20 protein-coding genes are annotated in these 26,159 nt (G+C 61.8%); 8 read left to right on the top strand and 12 right to left on the bottom strand.

Annotated elements, in window-relative coordinates:
• Positions 1-393 precede the first annotated feature (393 nt).
• Positions 394-6,765, top strand: coding sequence for a retention module-containing protein (locus J3P81_RS07390; RefSeq protein WP_434562939.1), 6,372 nt, complete (start codon positions 394-396; stop codon positions 6,763-6,765).
• A 78-nt stretch (positions 6,766-6,843) separates the two neighbouring features.
• Here the strand turns inward: J3P81_RS07390 and J3P81_RS07395 are convergent, their stop codons facing one another.
• From J3P81_RS07395 to J3P81_RS07405, 3 genes are all read right to left on the bottom strand, one after another.
• Complete coding sequence (locus tag J3P81_RS07395) at positions 6,844-7,284, bottom strand: hypothetical protein (RefSeq protein WP_434562941.1); 441 nt, start codon at positions 7,282-7,284, stop codon at positions 6,844-6,846.
• A 157-nt stretch (positions 7,285-7,441) separates the two neighbouring features.
• Complete coding sequence (locus J3P81_RS07400) at positions 7,442-7,837, bottom strand: YbaN family protein (RefSeq protein WP_434562943.1); 396 nt, start codon at positions 7,835-7,837, stop codon at positions 7,442-7,444.
• 8 nt (positions 7,838-7,845) lie between these two features.
• On the bottom strand, positions 7,846-8,433 hold the full coding sequence (locus tag J3P81_RS07405) for a UPF0149 family protein (RefSeq protein ID WP_420767418.1): 588 nt from the start codon (positions 8,431-8,433) through the stop codon (positions 7,846-7,848).
• Positions 8,434-8,760: 327 nt separating this feature from the next.
• On the opposite strand from J3P81_RS07405, the gene recQ reads away from it, so the two are divergent.
• The 3 genes from recQ (at position 8,761) to J3P81_RS07420 (ending at position 13,524) form a co-directional block, all read left to right on the top strand.
• Entirely contained in the window at positions 8,761-10,887 is a 2,127-nt protein-coding gene (gene recQ, locus J3P81_RS07410) for a DNA helicase RecQ (protein ID WP_434562945.1), read from the top strand.
• A 117-nt stretch (positions 10,888-11,004) separates the two neighbouring features.
• Positions 11,005-11,439, top strand: a complete 435-nt coding sequence (locus J3P81_RS07415) for a MarR family transcriptional regulator (protein WP_003199001.1) — start codon at positions 11,005-11,007, stop codon at positions 11,437-11,439.
• Between the two features lie 111 nt (positions 11,440-11,550).
• Complete coding sequence (locus J3P81_RS07420) at positions 11,551-13,524, top strand: FimV/HubP family polar landmark protein (RefSeq protein ID WP_434562947.1); 1,974 nt, start codon at positions 11,551-11,553, stop codon at positions 13,522-13,524.
• A gap of 136 nt (positions 13,525-13,660) precedes the next feature.
• Here the strand turns inward: J3P81_RS07420 and J3P81_RS07425 are convergent, their stop codons facing one another.
• A complete protein-coding gene (locus tag J3P81_RS07425; RefSeq protein WP_434562949.1) occupies positions 13,661-15,862 on the bottom strand; it encodes a patatin-like phospholipase family protein in 2,202 nt (733 codons plus the stop codon).
• Between the two features lie 68 nt (positions 15,863-15,930).
• Here J3P81_RS07425 and J3P81_RS07430 point away from each other — a divergent pair, with 68 nt between their 5' ends.
• Positions 15,931-16,218 (top strand): SelT/SelW/SelH family protein, encoded by a 288-nt coding sequence (locus J3P81_RS07430; protein WP_420767414.1) that lies wholly within the window; start codon positions 15,931-15,933, stop codon positions 16,216-16,218.
• Between the two features lie 6 nt (positions 16,219-16,224).
• On the opposite strand, the gene J3P81_RS07435 is transcribed toward J3P81_RS07430, so the two are convergent.
• Both J3P81_RS07435 and J3P81_RS07440 read right to left on the bottom strand, forming a co-directional pair.
• Positions 16,225-17,115 (bottom strand): DMT family transporter, encoded by an 891-nt coding sequence (locus J3P81_RS07435; protein ID WP_434562951.1) that lies wholly within the window; start codon positions 17,113-17,115, stop codon positions 16,225-16,227.
• Between the two features lie 92 nt (positions 17,116-17,207).
• Entirely contained in the window at positions 17,208-17,957 is a 750-nt protein-coding gene (locus J3P81_RS07440; protein WP_420767412.1) for a helix-turn-helix transcriptional regulator, read from the bottom strand.
• A gap of 136 nt (positions 17,958-18,093) precedes the next feature.
• On the opposite strand from J3P81_RS07440, the gene J3P81_RS07445 reads away from it, so the two are divergent.
• On the top strand, positions 18,094-18,912 hold the full coding sequence (locus J3P81_RS07445) for a UDP-2,3-diacylglucosamine diphosphatase (protein WP_420767411.1): 819 nt from the start codon (positions 18,094-18,096) through the stop codon (positions 18,910-18,912).
• Between the two features lie 54 nt (positions 18,913-18,966).
• Here J3P81_RS07445 and J3P81_RS07450 read toward each other — a convergent pair whose 3' ends face one another.
• Together J3P81_RS07450 and J3P81_RS07455 are read right to left on the bottom strand one after the other, a co-directional pair.
• Complete coding sequence (locus J3P81_RS07450; protein WP_434562953.1) at positions 18,967-19,551, bottom strand: HD domain-containing protein; 585 nt, start codon at positions 19,549-19,551, stop codon at positions 18,967-18,969.
• Positions 19,552-19,562: 11 nt separating this feature from the next.
• Entirely contained in the window at positions 19,563-19,874 is a 312-nt protein-coding gene (locus J3P81_RS07455; protein WP_420767409.1) for an Mpo1-like protein, read from the bottom strand.
• Positions 19,875-20,073: 199 nt separating this feature from the next.
• Between J3P81_RS07455 and J3P81_RS07460 the strand changes: the two genes are divergently transcribed.
• On the top strand, positions 20,074-21,129 hold the full coding sequence (locus J3P81_RS07460) for an AraC family transcriptional regulator (protein ID WP_434562955.1): 1,056 nt from the start codon (positions 20,074-20,076) through the stop codon (positions 21,127-21,129).
• Here J3P81_RS07460 and J3P81_RS07465 read toward each other — a convergent pair.
• The gene (locus J3P81_RS07465; RefSeq protein WP_420767407.1) at positions 21,086-22,540 is read right to left on the bottom strand and encodes a TrkH family potassium uptake protein; all 1,455 of its coding nucleotides are present in this window, start codon (positions 22,538-22,540) and stop codon (positions 21,086-21,088) included. The two genes, J3P81_RS07460 and J3P81_RS07465, sit on opposite strands and share 44 nt — an antisense overlap.
• Positions 22,541-22,694: 154 nt before the next feature.
• Here J3P81_RS07465 and J3P81_RS07470 point away from each other — a divergent pair, with 154 nt between their 5' ends.
• Positions 22,695-23,258 (top strand): NAD(P)H nitroreductase, encoded by a 564-nt coding sequence (locus J3P81_RS07470; protein WP_434562958.1) that lies wholly within the window; start codon positions 22,695-22,697, stop codon positions 23,256-23,258.
• 197 nt (positions 23,259-23,455) lie between these two features.
• On the opposite strand, the gene J3P81_RS07475 is transcribed toward J3P81_RS07470, so the two are convergent.
• From J3P81_RS07475 to phhA, 3 genes are all read right to left on the bottom strand, one after another.
• Entirely contained in the window at positions 23,456-24,649 is a 1,194-nt protein-coding gene (locus J3P81_RS07475; protein WP_434562960.1) for an amino acid aminotransferase, read from the bottom strand.
• On the bottom strand, positions 24,649-25,005 hold the full coding sequence (locus J3P81_RS07480) for a 4a-hydroxytetrahydrobiopterin dehydratase (RefSeq protein ID WP_420767404.1): 357 nt from the start codon (positions 25,003-25,005) through the stop codon (positions 24,649-24,651). Before J3P81_RS07480 ends, J3P81_RS07475 begins: the two co-directional genes overlap by 1 nt.
• Positions 25,006-25,104: 99 nt before the next feature.
• Positions 25,105-25,890 (bottom strand): phenylalanine 4-monooxygenase, encoded by a 786-nt coding sequence (gene phhA / locus J3P81_RS07485; RefSeq protein WP_186704640.1) that lies wholly within the window; start codon positions 25,888-25,890, stop codon positions 25,105-25,107.
• Positions 25,891-26,159 lie beyond the last annotated feature (269 nt).

Genomic DNA, 26,159 nt, shown 5'->3' on the forward strand with positions numbered 1-26,159 from the left:
AAAGATCAAAACCGTTTCAACCTTGTAACAACACAGCTAAGAACATCCTAGGAAAAACCTAAGAAGAATTTCTCATAACGGTTATTCCAAAAAAAACTTATGAGCTTGGAAAAATCCAGCACATTGTTCAAAGCGAAAGCCTCGCCGAATAAGGGTTGCGTCGGTTTGTAGGCGTCAATAAAAAGTTCCACATAATTTTTGAAACGATGTGAAGAGGTGCTGAAGGGTTCAAAAGTGAGACAGTTTTGAGTGACGTTTTTTTGTCGTTATGGCAATTTGACTGTCCCTCGTACGGTCTCGAAAGCTGGCAGATTTTCCAAATTCTGGCGGCTACCCAGCACCGATCTTCACCCAGACAGGTGCCGACTGTGGTTGGCAGCGGAGGGAATGCACATGGCAGCGCTCATCGGTACCGTCAGCAAGGTGGTAGGGCAGGTTTTCGCACAGGACGTCGGCGGGCTGCGGCGTCCTCTGGTCGAAGGTGATCGGCTGTATGCCGGCGAGCACCTGGTCACCGGGGCCGAAGGCGCTGTCGCGGTGCAGTTGCAGAACGGCCATGAGCTGACCCTGGGTCGCGGCAGCGACTTGACCTTGACCCCACAATTGCTCGCCGATCAGCAGGCGCCGCGGGTGGACACGCCGCAAACGCCGACGCCCAGCGAGGCCCAACTGACCGATGTGCAGAAGCTGCAGCAAGCCATCGCGGCCGGCGCCGACCCGACCCAGACTGGCGAGGCCACGGCCGCCGGGGCCGAGGGCGGCAACCCCGGCGCAGTGGGCGGCGGGCACAGCTTTGTGTTGCTGGAAGAAGTCGGTGGACAGGTCGATCCACTGATCGGCTTCCCCACCGCGGGCTTCAATGGCATACCCGAATTTCCGCTGCTGGAGGTGGCGGCTGACCCGGATGGCGACGACGCAGCCGTTGCGCCGGTCATTCCTGAGACCCCAGACAACCCCGTCAACCTCGACGGCCTGACCGTGGACGGTGGCGAACTGACCGCCAACGAGGCCAACCTCGCCGACGGCACCGCCAGTAATGCTGGTGCATTGGTGCAAAACGGCACCTTTACCATCTCGGCTCCCGACGGCCTGAGCAGCTTGAGCATCGGCGGCATCAGCGTCATCACCGGTGGCGTGCCCGCAAGTTTCCCGCAGTCCATCACTTCGGCCCTGGGCAACACGCTGACGATTACCGGATACGACCCCGCCACTGGCGTCGTCACCTACAGCTACACCTTGACCGACAACGAAGCGCATCCGGCGGGCGGTGGTGCCAACACCATCAGCGAGCAATTCCCGGTGGTGGCAATCGACACCGACGGTGATACCGCGAACGGGAGCCTGGACGTCAACATCACCGACGACGTGCCCCAGGCGATCGACGACAGCCACGCCAGTACCGCGTCGGAAACCCTCGTGAGCCTGACCGGCAACGTTTTACCCAACGATCACCAAGGTGCGGACCGCATTCCCACCGGCCCTGACAGCGGGCCGATCATTGGCGGCACATTTACCGGCACCTACGGTACTTTGGTTCTCAATCCCAATGGCACCTACACCTACACGCTGAACACCAGCGATCCGCAGTTTGTCGCGTTACACGGCGGCGGCAGCGGCACGGAAACCTTCACCTACACCCTGACCGACGCCGATGGCGACACCAGCACCGCGAACCTGGTGCTGCAAGTCCACAACAACGACGACCCGGTGATCATCACCGGCCTGGATACCGATGGCGGCGAGCTCACGGTCCAGGAAAACAACCTCGACGACGGCAGCAGCCCGGACACGTCGGCGCTGACGCAAAACGGCACCTTCACCGTGACCGCGCTGGACGGCGTGCAGAGCCTGAGCGTCGGCGGCATCACCGTGGTCAGCGGTGGCGTGGCCGCCGGTTTTCCACAATCGATCACCACGGCGCTGGGCAATACCCTGACCGTGACCGGCTTCAACGCCGCCACGGGCGTGGTCAGCTATAGCTACACCTTGCTCGACAACGAAGCCCATCCCAAGGCCAGCGGCGCCAACAGCCTTGGCGAGCAATTTACCGTGGTGGTCACGGACGATAACGGGACCACGGCCACCGGCAACCTGGACGTGAATATCATCGATGACGTGCCCAACGCCGTGGACGACAGCAACACCGGCACCGCGTCGGAAAGCAACCTGACCCTCACCGGCAGCGTGCTGCCCAACGACACCCAAGGCGCCGATCAGGTGGCGTCCGATCCGATCACGCCCGGAACGTTCACCGGCACCTATGGCACCCTCGTCCTGAACGCCGATGGGTCCTACACCTACACGCTCAATGCGTCCGATACCGATTTCAAAGGCCTGAGTGGTGGCGGCAGCGGCACGGAAACCTTCACCTACACCCTGACCGACGCCGATGGCGACACCAGCACCGCGAACCTGGTGTTGCAAGTCCACAACAACGACGATCCGGTGATCATCACCGGCCTGGATACCGATGGCGGCGAGCTCACGGTCCAGGAAAACAACCTCGACGACGGCAGCAGCCCGGACACGTCGGCGCTGACGCAAAACGGCACCTTCACCGTGACCGCGCTGGACGGCGTGCAGAGCCTGAGCGTCGGCGGCATCACCGTGGTCAGCGGTGGCGTGGCCGCCGGTTTTCCACAATCGATCACCACGGCGCTGGGCAATACCCTGACCGTGACCGGCTTCAACGCCGCCACGGGCGTGGTCAGCTACAGCTACACCTTGCTCGACAACGAAGCCCATCCCAACGCCAGCGGCGCCAACAGCCTGGGCGAGCAATTTACCGTGGTGGTCACGGACGATAACGGGACCACGGCCACCGGCAACCTGGACGTGAACATTGTCGATGACTTGCCTACCGCTCATGCCGACTCCGCCTCGGTGGATGAGGGCGGGACGGTCAGCGGCAACGTTCTCAACAACGATGAGGGCGGTGCCGATGGGCCTGCGGCAAGCGGCGCGGTGATCGGCGTTCGCGCCGGCAGCGATACCTCGACCTCGGCCGTCGGCGGCCTCAATACCCAGATCAACGGCAGCTATGGTTACCTGACCCTGGACGCCAATGGCAACGCTGTGTACCACAGCAATCCGAATGCCGTCAGCGCCCCGGGTGCCACCGACGTCTTCACCTACACCGTGCGCGACGCCGACGGTGACGAAAGCACCACCACCATCACCATTGACGTGCATAACAGCTGCCTCGTCGCCGCACCGGATGATGAAGTCAGCGTGCGTGAAAGTGCGCTCGACCTGAACCAGGACGGCCAGGACCTGGCCCCCGGCACCGTCACCGGTAGCCTGCCGAACGCCACCAGCGAAACCGCCAGCGGCAGCCTGCTGGACTCGGTGACCGGTGCCGTTGGCGCCGTCACGTTCGCCCTGGTCGGCAATGCCACCGGCGCCCACGGTCAACTGTTGCTCAACCCGGACGGTTCCTATACCTACACCCTGACGTCGCCCGCCACGACAACGCCCGCCGCCAACGATGGCCCGAATGAACTGAGTGAAAGCTTTACCTATCAGGCCACGGATTCACTCGGCAACACCGTCACCAGTACCATCGTCATCAATATTGTCGACGATGTGCCCAAGGCGCATTGCGATACCGCCGCGGTGGTGGAGGGCGGGACGGTCAGCGGCAACGTTTTGCACAACGACGTGCTTGGTGCCGACGGTGGCACGGTGGTTGGCGTGCGCGCTGGCAACGACACCTCAAGCCCCGCCAACGGCGGCCTCAATACGCAGATCAATGGCGCTTATGGCTACCTGACGCTGGATGCCAACGGCAATGCGGTCTATCACAGCAATCCGGACTCCGTCGGCGCGCCAGGTGCAACTGATGTGTTCACCTACACCGTGCGCGACGGTGACGGCGATGAAAGCACCACAACCATCACCATCGATGTGCACAACAGTTGCCTGGTTGCCGAGACCGACCATGACATCACCGTCTACGAAAAGGCCCTGGACCTGAAACAGGACGGCCAGGACCTGGCGCCCGGCACCACGACCGGCAGCGAGCCAGACTCCACCAGCGAAACCGCGACTGGCTCCCTGGTAGGCTCGGTCACTGGCGCAACCGGAGCCGTCACGTTCGCCCTGGTGGGTGATGCCAACGGCGCCCACGGCCAATTGTCGCTCAACCCCAATGGTTCCTACACCTATACGCTGACGTCTGCGGCGGCAACGTCGCCCAATGCCAACAATGGCCCGAACGTATTGACCGAGAACTTCACCTATCAGGCTACTGACGCCCTGGGCAACAGCACCACCGGCAACCTGGTGGTCAGCATCGTCGATGACGTACCCAAGGCTGTCGCGTCCGAGCGTTCGGTCACGGCGACCGAGATCGACTCGAACCTGCTGATCGTGCTCGACGTCTCCGGCAGCATGAAAGATGCCTCCGGTGTCCCGGGGCTTTCGCGAATGGACCTGGCCAAGCAGGCGGTCAGCGCCTTGCTCGACAAATACGACGACATGGGCGACGTGAAAGTCCAACTGGTGACCTTCAGCGGCAGCGCCACCGACCAGAGTGCCGTCTGGGTGGACGTTGCAACCGCCAAAACGCTGATCGCCGCGCTGAAAGCGCACGGTGATACCAATTACGACGCGGCAGTGGCCACGGCCCAGACTGCGTTCGCAACCTCCGGCAAACTGGTTGGCGCACAAAACGTTGGTTACTTTTTTTCCGACGGCAAGCCGACCTTGGGCGAAATCGGCTCGGCGGACGAGGTCGCGTGGAAAGCCTTTCTCGATGCCAATGGCATCAAGAACTACGCCATCGGACTGGGCAGCGGCGCGAGAAACATCAATCTCGATCCGCTGGCCCACGACGGCAGCACCCACACCGACACGAACGCGGTCGTGGTCACCGACCTGAACCAGCTCAACTCGGTGCTTTCCGGTACCGTGCAGGGCGTGCCGGTCACCGGCAGCCTGCTCGGGGAGGGCGGTTCGTTCGGCGCCGACGGCGGATTTGTCAAAAGCCTCCTGGTGGACGGCACGACCTACAGCTACAACCCGGACGCCAACGGTGGCCAGGGAGCACTGACTGCCAGCGGTGGCACCAATCATGGGGTCTTCAATACGGCGACCAACACGGTCAGCATCGCTACCGGCCACGACGGCACTCTGGTGGTGAACCTCGACACCGGGGCGTTCAGCTACACCTCCCAGACCGCCACCGGTACGTTGATCACCGAGAACATCGGCTACACCCTCAGTGATAACGATGGCGACCTGGCCAGCTCCAACCTGGTCATCAAGGTCCAACCCAACAGCCCGCCGGTGGCGACCGATGACAACGTCATAACCAACGTGCTGTCGGGCAATATCGTAGTCCCCGGTGAGCTGTTGCTGGGCAACGACAGCGACGCCAATGGCGACCCGCTTACCGCGTCGCCGACCAGTTTCAACACAGGCTGGGTTGCCAAGGGCGCGGACTTCACCGGCAGCACCGGCACCGCAAGCTTCGCCGGCAACAACGTCCAGTCGATCAACCTGAACCGCAGCGCCTTCGTCGCCAATGCCGCGAGCATGACAGCGGTGCTGGTGGTCAGTGGCGCGCTGGGGGCGGTGTCGAACAGCAACGCCAACGATGAAGACCGGCTCAACATCAGCCTGAAGCAGGGCGAAACCCTCAAACTGGATCACAACCTGGCCGCGGGCCGCATCGCCATGGAGTACTCCTTGAATGGCGGGCCCTTCATCGCGATCAGCGACGGTGCCTCGTTCACGGCGGCGGCGACTGGCAACTACCAGATCCATGTGACCAACATTCCCAATCCTGGCAATGGCAACGGCAATGGCTCGGAAAACTACCAGCTGACCCTGACGGTCAACTACGCGGGCGCTCAAAACAGCACGCCGGATTTCCATGGCACCTACACCGCCAGCGACAACCACGGTGGCAGCGATAGCGCCGGGGTAGGCATCAGCTATCAAGCCGGTCACACCCTGACGGGGACGGCGGGCGACGACGTGCTGCTGGCCGGCAATGGCGACAACGTGCTGAACGCCGGCGGTGGCGATGATGTTCTCAGCGCGGGCACTGGCAATAACGCCATGCACGGTGGGGCAGGGGATGATGTGCTCTACAGCGGCGTCGGCAACGACCTGCTCGACGGCGGCACCGGCAACGATACCGCCAGCTATGCCCATGCCACGGCAGGCGTCACCGTGAACCTCGGCCTGCTGGCCGCGCAAAACACCCTCGGGGCCGGGACCGACACCCTGGCCGGCATCGAAAACCTCGTTGGCTCGAATTTCAACGACACCCTCACGGGTGACGGCTCGGGCAATCGCATCGATGGCGGCCTTGGCCATGACGTGCTCAACGGCGGGGGCGGCGACGACATTTTGATTGGCGGCCTGGGCAATAACATCCTCAGCGGCGGCAGCGGCGCGGACACCTTCCAATGGCAGGCTGGCAACAGCGGCCACGACGTCATCACCGACTTCACCCCGGGCCTGGACAAACTCGACCTGTCCCAACTGCTACTGGGCGAAAACGGCAGCGCGGCGTCCCTGGACGACTACCTGCACTTCACCGTTACCGGAACCGGCGCATCGGTCGTGACCAGCATCGACGTCAGCAGCACCGCGGGCGCCACGCCGAACCAGACCATCGACCTGGCCGGCATCGATCTTGCCAGCCATTACGGGGTGACGCCGGGATCGGGTGGAATGATTGGCGGGGCTGATACGGCGACGATCATCAACGGAATGCTCAATGATCATTCGTTGAAGGTGGACACGGTTTGAGCTGAAACGAAGTGGGCAGCACCCGGCGAAATGCCGGGTGTTGTCTATTCGGCTACGGGAGGGCTCTGCTGGAGCGGGTCATGCTATGAGTTCACGCACCAACAAGTTGAGTACCGATGAGTATTCATATTCCCGCGTGCCGGCGCGCCACAAGGTATAGCTCACCCTGACACGTCGGCCCATGTTCGGCATGACAAATTCTGTCCCCACCGCGAACCGCACCGGACGGCCTTCGAAGACGTCGGAGACGGTAAATTTGCCGCTGGTACACCCCAACGAATCTTCCCCAAGCCAGTAGCACCTAAGAATGTCGTTGCGGGCCATTTGCGGATATTCGATCAGCACGTGAACGACTTCGAACTCTTTGCCAGGGTCGAACACATCCGGCGGAGAGGCCTCTTCCAACCTGGGGCAGGGCAACGTGGCACGCACGGTAGGGGGCAGCCGTTTGGCTGCATGGCGGGCGCGAGGCGATACTTGATTGGCGTAGGAACCGAGTGGGAAGGAAATGTCGGGCATGACCACGCTCCTTGGGGCGACGCTATGGTTGAAGCATGACGAAATGATGACATTGAGCCTCGACCGTGGCGCGCTGGCTACTGTCAAGGTTGACAGGTCGGCAGCGATTCGCGACGAAAGGTCCAGAACCCTTTGCGACGCTACGCGACCTTCTGCATCAGGGCCGGCGCAGCGTTTTTTGCCGGAGTATGTAAACCGTCACCAGCACCGCGCTGGTCAGCATGAAGACCCGCGCCCACGGCAATGGCACCAGGTAGCACGAGAGCAGGATGCTTACCCACATCAAGCCGATGGCGTAGACCTTGCCCTTGAGCGGGATGCCGTTGCCGCTGAGGTAGTCGCCGATCCACGGGCCGAGGCGGGGATGTTCCACCAGCCATTGGTAGAAGCGCGGCGAACTGCGAGCGAAACAGGCAGCGGCCAGGAGGAGGAAGGGGGTGGTGGGGAGAACGGGAATGAAGATGCCGATGACCCCCAGCACCACGCTCAGCCAGCCGACGGCCAGCAGAGCGTAACGCAGGATCAGCGGGCGCTTGCCGATAGGGGCGCGCACCCGGTGACTCAGTGGTGGCGAGGCTTGAGAATCGCCGGCTTCTCGTCCGGTGCGTTGCACAGCAGGTACAGGGCCGTCAGTGCTTCCGGGATCTGCACGATCATGTCGTCCATCAGGTTCGCGTCCTTGGCAATGTCTTCGAACTCCGGTTGCTCGTCGAACAGGCCGGAACCGACCATGATCGGCAGCAGCATTTCGCTGACTTCTTCCTCGGCGGTTTCGAACCAGGCGGCTTCGCGCAGGAACACGCCTTCCATGAAACCGATGCACCAGCCGCGCAGTTCCGAATCGTCCGGGTCGTCGCCCAGGTCCAGCTCGCACGGCAACTCGAATTCCTCATCGGAAGCCAGTTGACGCGCGATGTGGGCCTTGAGGCCCACCAGCGTGGCTTCGATTTCAGCGCGCTGGGCTTCGTCGGCGTAGTGCGGTTCTTCGGCGAACAGGGCGTCGATCCACTCACGATCGGGCACCGATTCCGCGCAGATCGACAGGGCAGTCAGATAGCCATGAGCGGCCACGTAATCCAGCGCCTCTTCGTGCAGCTCATCGGCGTCGAGGAAGACTTGCAGGCGGGTCAGTTGCTCAGCGAAGGACATTACGGGCTACCTTGGGGAATAAACAATGCGGGAATTCTAGGCCTTCTTGAGCGCTCAGGCCAGCCGCGTGGTGGATTTGCCTCTTCGTTGGCCGGGCATGACTCAATGTCAGGGCGATCTTTGGCAGGTCTGGGCCTGGTCCAACACTCGCCGCTAGCGCCTCTTGTCAGCAACCCCCTTCGCAACGAAGCCCTCGGGTATACTGCCGCGTTTTGTGATGCCCTGCGGCGTCCCGCCGGTTCGAAACGCCCACTTACGATTTGTCGGTGCAGTCTTTTGGATTCTGAACCAGCCTTGCAGGGATGTTTTGGTGATTTTGGAGTTTCTATGCTCGAACAGGCTCAACGCGTTCTCAAGGACATCTTCGGCTACGACAGTTTCCGTGGCCGCCAGGGTGCCATTATTGAGCGCGTGGCCAGCGGTGGCGATGCCCTGGTGCTCATGCCCACCGGCGGTGGCAAGTCCTTGTGTTTCCAGGTGCCCGCGCTGCTGCGCAATGGTCTGGCGGTGGTGGTTTCGCCGCTGATCGCTTTGATGGATGACCAGGTCGCCACGCTTGAAGAGCTGGGTGTCGCCGCCGCATCGCTCAATTCCACCTTGAGCGCCGAGCAGCAGCGGGACCTGGCGGCGCGCATCAAGCGTGGCGAGGTGAAAATGCTGTACCTGGCGCCGGAGCGCCTCGTGCAGCCGCGCATGCTGGCTTTTCTAGAGGGCTTGGAAATAGCCCTGTTCGCCATCGACGAAGCTCACTGCGTGTCCCAATGGGGTCATGATTTCCGTCGCGAATACCTGCAGTTGGGGCAACTGGCAGAGCTGTTTCCCGATGTACCGCGGATCGCGCTGACGGCCACCGCCGACAAGCGCACCCGTGAAGAAATCATTGAGCGGCTGCATCTACAAGACGCCGAGCGATTCCTCTCCAGTTTCGACCGCCCGAATATTTTCTATCGCATCGTGCCCAAGGAGCAGCCGCGCAAGCAGTTGCTGGCGTTCCTCGCGGAGCGGCGCAGCGACGCGGGCATTGTCTATTGCCTGTCGCGCAAGAAAGTCGAGGAGGTGGCGGCGTTCCTCAGCGAACAAGGTTTCCCGGCATTGCCCTATCATGCGGGGCTACCCAATGACTTGCGGGCCTATCACCAGAAGCGCTTTCTCAACGAAGAAGGCTTGATCATGGTCGCCACCGTGGCGTTCGGCATGGGCATCGACAAGCCCAACGTGCGTTTCGTCGCTCATCTTGACTTGCCCAAGTCCCTCGAGGCCTATTACCAGGAAACCGGGCGTGCCGGTCGTGACGGCTTGCCGGCGGATGCCTGGATGGCCTACGGCCTGCAAGACGTGGTGATGCTCAAGCAGATGCTGCAGAACTCGGAGGGCGATGAACGTCACAAGCGGTTGGAGCAGCACAAGCTCGACGCGATGCTTTCACTGTGCGAAGAAACCCGCTGCCGACGCCAGACCCTGCTCGCCTATTTCGACGAAGACATGCCCCAGCCTTGCGGGCACTGCGACAACTGCGTCGATGGAGTGGAGACCTGGGACGCCACCGAGCCTGCCCGCCAGGCACTCTCGACGATCTATCGCACGGGCCAGCGTTATGGCGTGGGGCATCTGGTGGATGTGCTGCTGGGCAAGGACAACGAGAAGGTCCGTGGCTTCGGTCATCAGCACTTGTCAGTGTTTGGCGTGGGCAAGGCCCGCAGCGAAAGCGAATGGCGGTCATTGTTCCGGCAACTGGTGGCGCGCGGGCTGGTGGACATCGACCTGGAAGGCTACGGCGGCTTACGCCTGAGCGCGACTTGCCGCCCCTTGCTCAAGGGTGAGGTCACCCTGGAGCTGCGCCGCGACCTCAAGCCCGCGACAGCGGTCAAGAGCAGCAAGAGCCAGGCCAGCCAACTGGTGCGCGGCGAAGAGCGCGATCAGTGGGAAGCCTTGCGCGCCCTGCGTCGCAAGCTGGCCGAGGAACACGGTGTACCGCCGTATGTCATCTTTCCCGATTCCACTTTGCTGGAAATGCTCCGCAGCCAACCGACTTCCCTGGCGGAAATGGCCCGGGTCAGTGGTGTCGGCGCGCGCAAGCTGGAGCGTTATGGCGAGGCCTTCCTCCAGGTGTTGGGCGGCGAAGCCGAGACACCGCCAGCGGTGGCCGATGTACGCCACGAACTCATCACCTTGGCTCGAGCCGGCATGACCCCGCTGCAGATTGCCGGACAGTTGCAATGCTCGGAAAAGAACGTCTACACGATGTTGGCCGAGGCCATTGGCGAACAACAACTGTCCCTGGAGCAGGCGCTGGATCTGCCTGAAGAATTGATGGGCGAGGTTCAGGATGCGTTCCTCGATGGGGAGGGCGAGTTGCCTCCCGTATCGGAAGTTGCCGCATTGTTTGTAGGACGTGTCCCAGAAGGAGTTTTGTATTGCGTCAGGGCTGCATTGCAATCGGAATTTGAAGTCTGATCAGCCAGTTACATTCCTTTAACGATTCACTACAGTGCGAGCCTTGCCTGAACCGCAAGCTCATGCTTAGCTGACTAATAATTAGTTTTTCTCTATTTCAGATTTGATGAGTTTTTTATGCCTTTGACCGATCAACACCGTTTTGGCATGCAGTTGGCGCAAATGTCCCGAGGCTGGCGCGCCGAACTGGATCGTCGTCTCGCCGGGCTGGGCCTGTCCCAGGCGCGCTGGCTGGTGCTGCTGCACCTGGCCCGTTTCGAGCAGGCGCCGACCCAACGCGAGTTGGCCCAGAGCGTCGCCGTCGAAGGTCCGACCCTGGCCCGCTTGCTCGATAGCCTGGAAACCCAGGGGCTGGTGCAACGCCAAGCCGTGGCCGAAGACCGTCGGGCCAAGAAAATCGTGCTGTGCGCCCCGGCGTTACCGCTGATCGAACAAATCGAAACCATTGCCACGCAGTTGCGCCGGGAGTTGTTCGAGGGCGTCGATGAAGCGGACATGCGGGTTTGCATGCGGGTTCACGGCACGATCCTGGCCAACCTTGAAAAATCCTGAGGCATATCCCTGGCATCCGACTTTTGAGATTCGACGGTTAGCGAACTATAACCAGTACTAAGCGATCGTATTGGAAGCGTTTCGCATAGGTCGTTGATCAAAGGGATACCCATGCTTGAAAGTTTGCAGTCCACGTTGCGCAGTTGGATCAACGTGTCGGTCGTCGTGGGTGTCCTGGGATTTCCAGCCCTGGCGTCGGCGCTGGGGCTGGGTGAGATCACGCTCCATTCCGCCCTGAACCAGCCGTTGCGCGCCGATATCGCCTTGGTTGACGCGGCGGGCCTCAGCGAGGGCGACCTGTCCGCCAGCCTGGCGGGGGCGGAGGATTTCAGTCGTGCGGGCGTGGAGCGGGTATTCTTCCTCAATAATTTGCGCTTTACCCCCGTGCTGCGTGGCGGGCGCAGTTTCATTCGGGTGACGTCCAGCAAACCGGTTGAGGAGCCGTTTCTCAACTTTCTGGTGCAGCTCAATCAGCCCAACGGGCGTTTGTTGCGCGAATACACCGTGTTGATCGATCCACCGGGCGCGCCCGGCATAGCTCCGTCTGTTGATGAGCCTTCCGCCCCGGCCGAGACAAAGGCAGCCATCAAGCCGCCTCCGGCCACACAGGGCAAACGCTACACCGTGGTGCAGGGCGACAACCCTTGGATCATCGCCAAGCGCCTGCACGATGCGGGCAGCAATGCATCGGTCAATGAACTGATGCAGGGGATTCAGGCCTTGAACCCCGGCAGCGAGCGACTTTCCATCGGCCAACGCTTGTTGCTTCCCGATTCGGCCATCCTGCCTGCTCCAGCCCAGAGTCCTGTCAGCCCGGCTCCCGCCGCGCCCGACAACAATGCCGAGCAATTGGCAGCCAGTGTGCTGCAAGGCCAGCAGCAACAGCAGACTATCGAACAACTGCTAGCCAGGATCCAGGCTCAGGACCAGGAAATCGCCGCTCAACGCCAGCAGATCAGCGATCTCCAGGCGCAACTGACCCAGGCATCGTCACCTGAGATCACCTCGGAACTTGCTCCGGAACCTGCCGAATCAACCGAACCCGCCGAAGCCTTGCCGATGGACGAGACAGCACCAGCGACGCAAACCGAAGGCGTCGACTGGTTGTGGGTAGGGGGATTGGTGGGGCTGGTTGGGTTGCTTGCGCTTTTGCTGTTCCTTCGTCACCGTCAACAACAGGAAGTGACAAGGCCTGTGCCATTGGCCGAGCGTCCGGACCTGGCCCTGGATGACGACACCGAAACCTATGCCGAGAGTGCCGACAAAGAGCATCCCGAGGTCGCCTCGTCGTTCAACAATGGCGATGCGCCTTTGGGAGACGTGCTCGAGGGCGTTGGGATCTACCTGACGTATGGCCGTTTCACTGAAGCCGCGGGGCTGCTGCGCGCGGCACTGCTGGCCGAGCCGGACCGTACCGACCTGGGCCTGAAGTTGCTGGATGTATTGGGCAAGCAGGGCGATGTGATCGGCTTCCAAGCCCAGGAGAGCCATTTATCGGCCCAGGGCGTCGATCGCCAGGCACTGGAAGACGTCCGCAAGCGTTACCCCAGGGTCACCCTCGTTAATGCTGCGACGCAAACGCCGACAGAACTCCAGGCACCAGTGCCCGCGCCGAAACCTGTGGCCGCGCCCAGCGATGAGTTCGAGTTGAACCTGGATGGACTTTCCCTGGAGAACAGCTGGGACCTGGCCGATGACCAACGGGCATCCCCAGAGCCCCCAAAACCGCCGGCCGCTGCCGCCGATACGCTGACCCTATCGGGCTTCGATGAGACGGACCTGCAATGGGGCGCGCCGTTGGAAACGGAGTCGTTGGACGATGATTTCCTCGATGGGTTTGCCGATGAGGAGCAAGCGCTGGAGTTGGAGCCAGCGCCCGTTGAACCCGAATTCGAATCCCTCTCCCTCGAACCTGTCTCCTTCGAACCGCACACATCGGAGCACTCGGAGAAACTCGAAGAAGCCCAGAATTGCATCGACGAGGGCGATCTGAAGAGCGCCATCACGTTGCTGGAAGAGCTGCTGCAAGAGGGCGATGAACCGCTCAGGGAAACCGCCCGGGTTTTGCTCGCCGGGATTCGCTGAGGCGATTGCAAGGCCGACGGGAATCCCGTGTGGGGGCCAGCCTGCTCGGGATGACAGTCGTGTATTCACAACCAGTGCTAGCCGGTCTACCGCATTTGGGAGCAGGCTCGCTCCCACAAGGTAGGGGCTGTGTTCTTTAGAACGTCTGCCCCAGGTTCAAATACACCGCCTGCTCATCGTCGTCATTTACGCCATAGCTGAAGTTCAAGGGGCCCAGCGGCGTGTCGAAACCCAGGAAAATACTGGCGGCGTTGATGTAGCCACTGTCGAACTCGTTGTCGTTGTTCCAGGCCCGACCACGCTCCAGCGAGCCGCCGATATACAGCGGGAAATCCAACGGCAGGTAGGCCCGAGGCGTGAGCCTGCGGTAATACACGGCGCGCATCAGGCTCATGTTCTGGCCGGATATCCCGTCCTCGCGAAAGCCTGATAATTGCCGAGCGCCGCCGAGGACAAAACTGGAGGTCACAACTTCGGCGGTATCGAGGGTGCGGCCGTAGCGACCGCCCAGGATGAACGTGTCCGGGCCGCTGCTCAGGGCCTTGTCCAGTTTGAATTCCCATTGGCGGTAGCGCTGGTCCGAGCCCAGGCCCGGTTCGTACTGACGCCAGGACAAACCGATGTCTTCGCCTTCGTGGGGGAAGTACACGTTGTCCAGGGAGTCGAAGGAATACTTGAGCTCGTAAAAGCCCTCATTGAAATTCTCGCTGGGCTGGTCGTGGTCGCCGATGCGCACGTCGGCCTTGCCCCAGGCCTGGCCGACACCGAAGCGGATCTCCCCGCTGTTGCCGATCTGGCGACCCAGGTTCAGACCAAAGCCATAGCGCTCGACCCTGTACTGGGCCACCGGATCGTTGTCGAGGATCGAATCGACGTTGCGCGATTCGAACCGTCCATAGGGCGCGACGAAGTAGCGCGAGCCGACATCCAGCGGTTGGTAGAACTCGCTGTACAGCTCCTGTTTGTCGCCGATCTGCGCCCGGGTCAGCCATTCCGCACCCAGTCGATTGATGCCGTTGACCCGATAGCTGGCGCCAAGGTTGAAGGCGCTGTCGCCGCGCATGTCGTCCGACAGGCTCAGGCCCACGCGCAGGTAATCGGTGCCGGTGCGTCTGCCCCGGGCATTGATCACCAGCGTGTTTTCCGCGCCCTTGTGTACGACGCGGTATTGCACCTGCTCGAAATAATCCAGGCCGTACAGCGTGCCCATGTCGGTTTGCAGGCGCCCCAGGTCCAGCGGCTCGCCGATCTTCTGGCGAATGTAATAGCGGATCACGTCGTCACCGACTTTCGAATCGTTTTCCACCCGGATCGCGGTGATGACCGGGGTGCGCTCGCTCGGGGTGCGCGCCGCCAGCAGTTCGGCGTCGGCCGGCTCGGCGGGACGCAAGTGCGCCAGGCGCGTTTGGAGTATCCGTGTGGCGCGGTAACCGGCATCGACTATTTCCTGCGCTCGTCCGAAGTCGGTGGAACCGAAGCTTGCCAGGGCCGGTTGGATCAACACGTCATCTTTCCCCAACGTGGCCAATTGCTCTTCGGAGTTGCGCCGGGTCATGAGCGTCGTTGACTGATTCAACACGTCCACCACCGTGACCAGTTGCTTGCGGGTGCGCAGTGGGGTGCCGATATCAACGACGATGGCCACGTCCACCCCCATTTCCCGAGCCACATCCAAAGGGATGTTGTCGGTCATGCCACCGTCCACCAGAAGGCGGCCGTCCAGCTCCACCGGCGCAAACACGGCCGGGATCGACATGCTGGCGCGGATGACCTTGGGCAGGTGGCCCTTGCGAAACACGACTTTTTCACCGGTGGCGATGTCGGTCGCCACGGCGCGGAAGGGGATCGGCAGTTTGTCGAAGTCCCGGGTATCACTGGCGTGGGCCAGGAGGCTTTCGAGCAGTAGGGCCAGGTTCTGTCCCTGGATCACTCCCAGCGGCAGGCCGAGGCTGCCGTCGTCGCGAAAGCTCAGTTTCTGCTTGACCAGGAAATCCCGGTCATCCTGCTTGCGCCTGAAGGGTACGTCCTTGCGCGGCGGGGCATCGGACAGGGCTTGTTGCCAATCAATGCCCAGGGCGAGTTTTTCCAGCTCGTCGATCTTGTAGCCCGAGGCATAGAGGCCGCCGATCACCGCGCCCATGCTGGTGCCGGCGATGGCGTCGATCTTGATGCCTTGTTCCTCCAGGGCCTTGAGCACGCCGATGTGGGCCAGCCCACGGGCCGCGCCGCCGGACAGTACCAGGCCGATCTTCGGGCGCGATGTTTCGACGGCGGGCTCGTTGGCCTGGCCGAGCAGGGGCAATAGCAAAAGTAGCAGGCAAGGCAGCAGGCGGCGCATCGTCAATTCCGGGTAGGCAATCAAAGGCGAGTAGTATAACGACGCCTTTGCAACCAGGAGTTGATCCCATGACCGCGCAGAAACCGGAAATCGTCATCACTTATTGCACACAGTGCCAATGGCTGCTGCGTGCCGCCTGGTTGGCCCAGGAACTGCTAAGCACGTTCGGCGACGACCTCGGCAAGGTGTCCCTGGTGCCAGGCACCGGTGGGGTTTTCCACATTGGCTGCGATGGTACCCAGATCTGGGAGCGCAAGGCGGATGGAGGTTTTCCCGAGGCCAAGGTGCTCAAGCAGCGGGTCCGCGACCAGATCGACCCGGAGCGCGACCTGGGGCACAACGACAGAATCCAGTGACCGGGCTCAGTGAGACGGGGCCTGGGCGCCGGCGCTGGATTTCTTTGTGCCGTCCAGCTGGCTCGACACCACGATCGCAACGATGATCAGCGCGCCACCGAGCAACATGCGCAGGGTCGGGTCTTCGTCGAACAGCAGCCAGGCGATGGTGATGCCGTAGACCGGCTCCATGGCGAACACCACCGCGGCGGTGCGGGCCTTGATCACCGCGAGGCTGGCGACGAACAGGCTATGGGCCAGGCCGGTGCAGAACACCCCGAGCAGGCCGATCCACAACCAGTCGAGCGGACGAACGTCGGCCAATTGCGGCGCGGCCATTGGCAACAGGCAGAGTCCGACCACGACGTTCTGGCACAGCGCGGCCTGCACCGGGGGCACGTGTCCTGAACCGGCGCGATTGGTCAGTGATAACAACGAGAACAAAAGCCCCGAGGCCACCGCCCAGAGCAGCCCGGTGGTAGCGCCGCTCGCCAGGTCGAAGGTTGGCGTGACCAACACCAGGCCGACGCTCACCAGCACCACCAAGAGGATTTCGTTGGCGCGGATGCGCTCGCGGAAATTCAGCCCTTCAAGCAGCACCGTAAAGGCCGGAAAACTGGCGAATCCCAGGGTGGCGATCGCAACGCCGGCGACTTTCACCGAAATGAAAAAACTCACCCAGTGCCCGGTGAGCAACAGCCCGCCGAGCAGCAACCTGCGCAGGTCCCGGCCCCGCAGCTTTTCCCAGCGGGTAGGGCTGGCGAACCGGGCAAACGCCGCCAGCGCCAGCACGGCGAACACCGCGCGACCAAACACGATGACGGCCGGCGAGGCTGCGGCGAGCTTACCGAACACGCCGGTGAGGCCGAACATGAGTGCGCCGATGTGCAGGGCGCCGAGGGCGGTACGGGGTGTCATTGCAATCCTTGTTCAACGGTGGGACGTTCGGCTATTAAGCCCGCTGCCAAGCGCTTTCGTCTGTCGCGATCCTAGCGATTTTTAGCGCGAGACTAGCGCGGTTGCCGGAGCTTGCCCGGCGGGACGCCGAATTCGCGCTGCACGGCTGCGGCAAAAGCGCTTTGCGAGCTGTAGCCAACGCGATGGGCGATCTCGCCGATCGCCAACTGCGAGTCACGCAGCAGCTCAAGTGCCTTGTGCAAGCGGCGGCTGCGGATGTATTCCATCGGTGTCTGGCCGCATTCGGCGACGAAACGGGCATGCAGGCGAGCGCTGGAAAGCCCTGCGACTTGCGCCAGGTCCGCCACCTGTAGCGGATAAGCGGCATATTGGTCGATGTGAGCGTTGAGCGCCGCGTAGGGCAGGCGCCGGCCACCGGTGGTTTCCAAACGCCCGCCGTTGAGGCTGGCCAGCAACAGTACCGCGCCTTGCTGTGCAATCACCGGGTCGTCCACCGGGCTGCCCGCCAACCAACTGACCAGTTGGCTTTGCCCCGCATCCAGGGGCAGGCGGGTGTTGTTGTCGAGTAATCGGCGGCTGGCATCGGCATGGTCGCCCAGGCATTGCCCGATCCATTCATCATCCGGCACGTCCAGTACCAGGCAACGGCTGCCCCGTGGGCTGCCGCACGCATGATGAGCACCGGCCGGTACCACCACGAAACTCTGCTGCACCACCTGGCTGCCACGCCCTTCGACTTCGAAGTCCAGCGCGCCAGACAACCCGAACACCAGTTGCGCGTGGTCGTGGCTGTGGACAATCAGATCGTGGCTGTAGTGGCGTAGCGTGAGGATCGGTCTCATCGCAGTCTCCCTTGTCAGGCGGCCAGTCTACACCGAGGGCGCGGCGCCCCGCGCTGTCATGTAATCGACTTATTGCTGTCACGGAGCATTAACCGCTCGGGTGCACTGTGGTGAAAACGATCAGAGGGTTGCCCCCATGACCAGCGCCGAGCTCGCCAGGCCCAGCCGCAAGCAACGTGTACGCACCCTGTGGATTTCCGATGTGCACCTGGGCACTCGGGATTGCCAGGCCGAACACCTGTCGCACTTCCTCAAGGGCTACCACGCCGACAAGGTCTATCTGGTGGGCGATATCATCGACGGCTGGAAACTGCGCAGCGGCATGTATTGGCCCCAGGCCCATACCAATGTCATTCGCCGCCTGCTGACCATGAGCAAGCGCGGCACCGAGGTGATCTATGTCACCGGCAACCATGACGAATTCCTGCGGCGTTATTCGAAGCTGATACTGGGCAATATCCAGTTGGTGGACGAAGCGGTGCACGTCACCGCCGACGGCCGGCACCTGCTGGTGATCCATGGCGATCAGTTCGATGTCATCACCCGTTACCACCGTTGGTTGGCGTTCCTTGGGGATTGGGCCTACGAATTCACCCTGACGCTGAACCGTTGGCTCAACCATTGGCGGGCCCGTTACGGCTACGGCTATTGGTCGCTGTCGGCGTACCTCAAGCACAAGGTCAAGACCGCCGTCAGTTTTATCAGCGATTTCGAAGAAGCCATCGCCCATGAATGCGTGAAGCGTGAGTTGCACGGGGTGGTCTGCGGGCACATCCACCATGCCGAGATTCGCAAGGTGGGCGAGGTGGAATACCTTAACTGCGGCGACTGGGTCGAATCCTGCACGGCGCTGATCGAACATTGGGATGGGACGATCGAGCTGTATCGGTTGGCGGACGCCCAGGCGCGGGAGGCGCTGCTCAAGGCTGAGTTGAAAGTGGCTGAGCCTGCCTAGAGCGCCGGCCTGTCTATCCACCCACTTAGAACCTGTGGCTGCGTCTGCAAGAATTCAGGGCTGTTCGGCCATCGCCGCCTTGTAGATGGATTGCTTCGGCGCGGCGAACACCCTTTCCAGCATCGGCTCGAAGAAGCTCAACGGCAGCGTGTCGTATTCGGGATCGAACGCCGCGGCGTCGTATTTCGCACAGAAGTCGATGGTCGCCTGGTACTGAGGATGTTCGCAGAATTGCTCGCGCAAATGCCGGTCCATGCCCAAATGATGGAAAAAGTAGTAGCCCTGGAAAATCCCGTGTTTTTCCACCATCCACAGGTTTTCGGCGCTGACGAACGGCTTGAGGATCGCCGCGGCGATGTCCGGGTGATTGTAGGTGCCCAACGTATCGCCGATGTCATGAAGCAGGGCGCAGACCACGTACTCCTCGTCCCGCCCGTCGCGGTAGGCGCGCGTGGCGGTTTGCAGGGAATGGGTCATGCGATCCACCGGGAACCCGCCAAAATCGCCGTCGAGCAATTTCAAATGAGCGAGAACCCGACTCGGCAGCTGCCGCGCATAGGCGCTGAAGTCGGCCGCGATGATCGCCCAGTCTTCCTGGGTCCCGTCCTGCATGTGGGTGAAGCGTGCGTGAGAATTCATCGACAGCCCTCCTAGAACGCGACTTTGCCCAGCAGCATGTCGCGGTACATGACAAAGTCACCGAGCAGGCTGTAAAGGGGATGTTGGAAAGTGGCAGGACGGTTTTTCTCGAAGAAAAAATGCCCGACCCAGGCGAAACCGTAGCCCGCCACCGGCAGGGCGACCCACAGCCACCAGGCACCGACCACCAGCGCCGTGGCGAAAACCAGCAGGACCAGGGAGGTACCGATGAAGTGCAAGCGTCGGCAGGTGCTGTTGCGGTGTTCGCTGAGGTAGTACGGATAAAACTCGGCGAAGGTGTTGAATCGTTTAGTGTTTTCCAAGACTGCGGGCTCTTTGGTTATTGTTCTGGCGACCGGTGTTTCATGGCTCATGACCAAGTCTAGAGCGGCCGTTCGCAACGGCCAGTGACAATCAGCGCCACTCTAGTGTCCTGTCTTACAAATACTGTTCGTATGACAGGACACTGATATCCTCCGCAAATCCAGCCGTACCCTGCGGCTCGTCATGCAAGTAAACGTCATGAGCGAACGAACCACTTCTTCAAGCTGGGCGATGGGGATTGTCAAGGCGTTGGAAATGGACGGCCTGGACTGTCGGGCGCTGTTCAAGCAACTGGGGCTGGATTTCGAGGCGCTGGACGATCCGGATGCGCGCTTTCCCCAGGATTCGATGACACGGCTCTGGCAGCTTGCGGTGGAGCAGTCGGGCAATCCGGCCATCGGCTTGAACATGGGCAAGGTGGTGCGCCCGGCATCGTTCCATGTGGTCGGTTACGCGTTGATGTCCAGTCGGACGCTGGCCGAAGGGTTCCGCCGGTTGGTGCGTTATCAACGAATCATTGCCGAAAGCGCCGACTTGAGCTTCCGCCATTTGGATGAAGGTTATGGGCTGATCCTGACGGTGCACGGCGACCACCTCCCGCCCACCCGGCAAAGTGCCGAAGCGTCCCTGGCTTGCGCGCTGGCCTTGTGCAGTTGGCTGACCGGGCGCACTTTGCATCCGGTGAAAGTGCTGTTCCAAGGCAACGAACCCGTTGACGTTGCACCTTATCGACAGGCCTTCGGCGCGCCGCTGGTTTTTGACGCACCCTACGATGCGCTGATTTTCCAGCAGGACGACATGGAAACACCACTGCCCACGGCCAACGAGGCCATGGCGCTGTTGCACGACCGGTTCGCGGGGGAATACCTGGCGCGGTTTTCAGGCAGCCGCGTGACTCACCAGGCGCGGCAAGTGCTGTGCCGGTTGCTGCCCCAGGGCGAGCCCAAGCGTGACGTGGTGGCGCAGACGCTGCACTTGTCCCAGCGCACCTTGCAGCGGCGCTTGCAGGAAGAGGGCACCAGTTTCCAGAGTTTGCTGGACGACACCCGACGCGAACTGGCCGAGCAATACCTGGCGCAACCCAGCATGACCTTGCTGGAAGTCGCCTATTTGCTCGGGTTTGCCGATCCGAGCAATTTTTTCCGGGCCTTCCGCCGTTGGTTCGGTACCACACCCGGCGACTATCGGGCGCGGGGCGTGGCCAAGCCGGTCAGTGACGCCAGAACGCAGGAATACACAGCACGAACACCGTGATGATCTCCAGCCGGCCCAGCAACATGCCGCCCGAGAGGATCCACTTGGCCGCGTCCGGCAGCGGCGCGAAGTTGCCGGCCGGGCCGATTGTCTCGCCGAGCCCAGGGCCGACGCCGGACACGGTACTGGCCGCGCCGGTCAACGCTGTCATCCATTCCACGCCCAACAGCGACAACAGCAGCGCGATCACGCAGATGGTGATGGCGAAGAAGAACGAGAAGGTCAGGATCGAGCGCACGATTTCTTCATCGAGGCGATGGCCGTTGTATTTCTGCTTGATCACCGCACGCGGGTGGATCAGTTGGTTAAGGTTGGCCCGAAGCAGGATGTAGGCGACCTGGAAGCGGAAAATCTTGATTCCGCCGGCGGTCGAGCCCGAGCAGCCGCCGACGAAACCCAGGTAGAAGAACAGCATCAGTGAGAAATTGCCCCAGAGGCTGTAGTCGCCCAAGGCGAAACCGGTGGTGGTGACGATGGACGTCACGTTCAGCGCCACATGCCGCAGCGCGTCGAGCCAATGCAGGTCGGTGGTCGCCCAATACCAGGTGCCAAGCACCAGCCAGGTGACCAGCAGCACGCCGATAAGCCCCTGGACTTGCTGGTCCTTGATCAGCGCCCGGCGATTGCCCCGCAACGTCGAGACATACAAGGCGAACGGCAGGCTGCCGAGGATCATGATCACAATAGTGACCCAATGCACCGCTGGCTGGGTCCATTTGGCCAGGGACAGGTCCGAGGTGGAAAAACCACCGGTGGAAATCGCCGACATCGAATGGTTAATCGCATCGAACAGGCTCATCCCGGCCCACCAGAGCGCCAGCGTGCCGAGAACCGTAATGCCCACATAGGACGCCACGATCAGCCGCGCCACCATGTGCGAGCGGGGCATGACCTTTTCCGAGCGGTCGGACGACTCGGTCTGGAACAGCCGCATGCCGCCGATGCGCAACAGCGGCAGGATCGCCACGGCCATGCCGATAAAGCCGATGCCGCCAAGCCAGTGCAACAGCGATCGCCACATCAGGATTCCGGGCGACATCGTGTCCAGGCCGCTCAACACCGTCGCGCCGGTGGCGGTAATGCCTGACATGCTTTCGAAGAACGAATCGGTGTAGCTGATGTGCTGGGTCAACAGGAAGGGGAGCGCGGCAAACACACACACCACCAGCCAACTGCTGACGGTCAAAAGGTACATGTCCCGGGGCCGAAGATGGACGTGCTCGGGGCGTCCGGGAAGAATCAGTGCCAGGCCGGCGACAAAAGTAATCATGCTTGACCAGAGGAACGATGGCAGGTCGCCGGTGCGCTCGTAGACCAGCAACGTGGCCATCGGCACGACCATGAAGATCGCCAGGGTGATCAGGAAGATGCCGATGATGAAACCAATGATCCGCAGGGTCGGCAACGCCATGAAGTCCGCTCGGTCTGAAAGAGGAAAGGGCGCCATTCTACCTGCGACAAGCGGCGTGTAAACCGGCGTCCGGCGTTGCCTGTCTCTGAATTCGGGCTAACGGATTGACGGAACAGCCACTAGAATAGCCGAACATTTTTCCAGGAGGTCGCCGATGCAGGCTTTAGATGCTTTGCTCAACCGTGTTTCCGTGCCACGCCTGGTTGACCCGGCGCCCACGCCGCAACAGCGCGAAGTCATGTTCGCGGCCGCGATGCGCGCGCCCGACCATGGCCAGTTGCGCCCGTGGCGGTTCCTGACGGTGGAGGGGCAGGCACGCCATCGCATGGGCGAGCTGTTGGCCGAAGCAGCGCGCTTCAATGATCCGCTGGTGCCCGAAGCCGTCGTGGAGAAAGCCCTCAACGGCCCGCTACGGGCGCCGCTGGTGGTGGTAGTGATTGCGCGGTTGCAAGACCATTTCAAGATTCCAAAGCCTGAACAATTGCTGGCGGCAGGCTGCGCGGCACACGGCATTCTGCTGGCCGCTTATGCACAAGGGATAGGCGGCGTGTGGCGTACGGGTGAGCTGGCTTACTCGCCGCATGTGGCCCGGGGCCTGGGGCTTGAAGACGGCGAGGAGGTGATTGGTTTCCTTTACCTTGGGACGCCGCAGAAAGAGGCGCGCACGGCACCACAGGAAGATATCGGGCGGTTTGTCCGGGCCTGGACGGGGGAATAACTTCTCAAGGGCGGCGGATAACCTGAGGCGGCTTTGATCCACTGTGGCGAGGGAGCTTGCTCCCGCTGGGGCGGCGAAGCCGCCCGGATGGAACGACGCTATGTCCCAGGTACACCGCGCCAGGCCTGTACACGACTGCTGCGCAGCCAAGCGGGAGCAAGCTCCCTCGCCATAAGATCAGCAGCCGACGATGGCCATTACTTGCACACATCCGCAATCGCCACCGCCAGGGCATCCAGGCGCGTCGCATCGATGCCGGCCACGTTGGCCCGGCCGGTGCCGACCATGTAGACGCTGTGGCGCTCGCGCAGGTGCTTGACCTGTTCCGGCGTCAGGCCGGTGTAGGAAAACATCCCGCGCTGCACCCCCATATGGGCAAAGCGCTCACGCAAGCCGTGGGGTTCGAGTGCTTCCAGCAGACCGCCGCGCAGTTGAGCGATGCGTAGGCGCATGGCTTCCACTTCGTCGGCCCACATGCCCTTGAGTTCCGGATTGCCGAGGATCGTCGCCACCACCGCCGCGCCATGATCCGGCGGTGTCGACCAAAGGTTGCGGGCGATGTTGGCCAGCTGGCTGCGAATGTCCGTCAATTTTTCCCCATCGCGAGCACAGACAATCAGCGCACCGGTGCGGTCGCGGTAAAGGCCAAAATTCTTCGAGCATGAACTGGTGACCAGCACCTCGGGCAACGCTTCGGCAAACAACCGCACGGCCCAGGCGTCCTGCTCCAGCCCGTCGCCGAAGCCCTGGTAAGCGAAATCGATCAACGGCAGCAGGCCACGGCTGCGCACCACTTCCAACACCTGGCGCCATTGCTCGTGAGACAGGTCGAAGCCGGTCGGGTTGTGGCAGCACGCGTGCAGCAACACCACATCGCCTTTTGGCACCTGGCCCAGGGTGGCGAGCATTGCCTCGAAATCCAGGCGGTTGTCGGCGCCCACGTAGGGGTAATGACTGGCCTTGACGCCCGCGGCGGCGAAGATGGTTTCGTGGATCGGCCAGGTCGGGTTGCTCAACCAGACACCACGGCCCGGCAGGCACTGGGCGATGAAGTCGGCGCTCAAGCGCAGGGCGCCGGTGCCGCCTGGGGTCTGGGTGGCACCGGCGCGTTTGCCGGCGATCAACGGTGAATCGGCGCCCAGCACCAGCGCATTCATCAATTGGCCGAACGCGGCGTCGCCATGACCGCCGATGTAAGTCTTGGTGGACTGGCGATCCACCAGCCACTGCTCGGCCTGTTTCACTGACTGAAGAATCGGCGTCAGACCCTGGGCGTCCTTGTAGACACCAACGCCCAGGTCGAACTTGCCAGAGTTGCTGTCCGCCCCGTAGGCCTCCATCAGGCCCAGGATCGGGTCGCCGGGCACGCGGCCGATGGCATCGAAATGCATTACTTGCGGCCCTCGGCGGTTTTGGCAACTTCATCGGTGCGGGCGGCCATGATGAAGTCGTTGCGGTGCAGGCCCTTGATCGAATGGCTCCACCAGGTGACGGTGACTTTGCCCCATTCGGTGAGCAGGCCCGGGTGATGACCTTCGGCCTCGGAGATTTCGCCGACGGCGTTGGTGAACGCTAGGGCGTGCTTGAAATTCTTGAACAGGAAAACCTTTTCCAGCTGCATCACGCCGTCGCGCACTTCGATGTTCCAGTCGGGAATCTGCTTGATCAGTACTGGAAGTTCTTCGTCGCTGACCTGTGGGGCATCGGCGCGGCAGGCTTCGCAATGGGCTTGGTTCAAAGTGGTCATGGTGGGTTCCCGGATCGGATATTTGGAAAACGTCGATGCAGCCACGCTAAAGCAAAGTCGCGAGGCGCAACAGACTCAATTGGAATCAAAACCAGCGGTTCACGCGGCTTTCGGTGGAAATTTCGGTGCGTGCAGGCCCAGTTCCCGCCCGCGCTTGACCATGCCCATGATGTCCTCGTGGGCCAGGTCGAACAGGCGCTTGAGCTCGGGCAGCACGAAATACACTGGCTGCAGGATGTCGATGCGATAAGGCGTACGCATGGCTTCCAGCGGGTCGAAGGCTTGATGCTCCGGCTCGTCTGACAGGCAGTACACGGTTTCCTTGGGCGACGAGAGAATGCCGCCGCCGTAGATGCGCCGGCCTTGCGGCGTCTGCACCAGGCCGAATTCGATGGTCATCCAATACAGACGCGCCAGGTAGACGCGTTCTTCCTTGGAGGCCTGTAGGCCGAGTTTGCCGTAGGTGTGGGTAAATTCAGCAAACCAGGGATTGGTCAGCAGAGGGCAGTGACCAAAGATCTCGTGGAAAATGTCCGGCTCTTGCAAGTAGTCCAGTTCTTCACGGGTACGAATAAAGGTTGCCACCGGAAACTGCTTGCTGGCGAGCAACTCGAAGAAGGTCTGGAAAGGGATTAGCGCGGGCACCCGGGCGACCTGCCAGCCCGTGGTCTCGCCCAGCACTTTGTTGACTTCGTCCAGCTGCGGGATGCGGTCATGGGGCAACCCCAGCTTGTCGATACCGTCCAGATACTCCTGGCACGCACGGCCTTCGATGACTTTCAGCTGGCGGGTGATCAGCGTGTTCCACACTGCGTGTTCTTCAGCGGTGTAGTGGATAAAACCTTGCGCATCGGGCTCGCGGGCCACGTATTGCGTCTGCTTCATGCTGCTCTCCTGCTGATATCCCTCAAGGGGAAGATTTGTTTGTTGTTATCTCCAGCGATGCATAAGGGATAACCCAAACCAGGGGCAGGCGCAGCAGGGCTAGCTGGCCGAACAACCGCCAGTAATGCACAAAGTGTAAAGTTTCCGTTACGTATTCTGGCGAGTCTCGGTGTTGCAGGTATTTTCGGCTGGGAAAGGTCCTCAAACTGTCACATAATCTTGACGGCTATTTGCGCCGCAGCGCAAAAAACTGTGGCGAGGGAGCTAGC

This window comes from Pseudomonas sp. R1-6, from assembly GCF_051132115.1.
In the GTDB taxonomy this organism is placed as follows: Bacteria; Pseudomonadota; Gammaproteobacteria; order Pseudomonadales; family Pseudomonadaceae; genus Aquipseudomonas.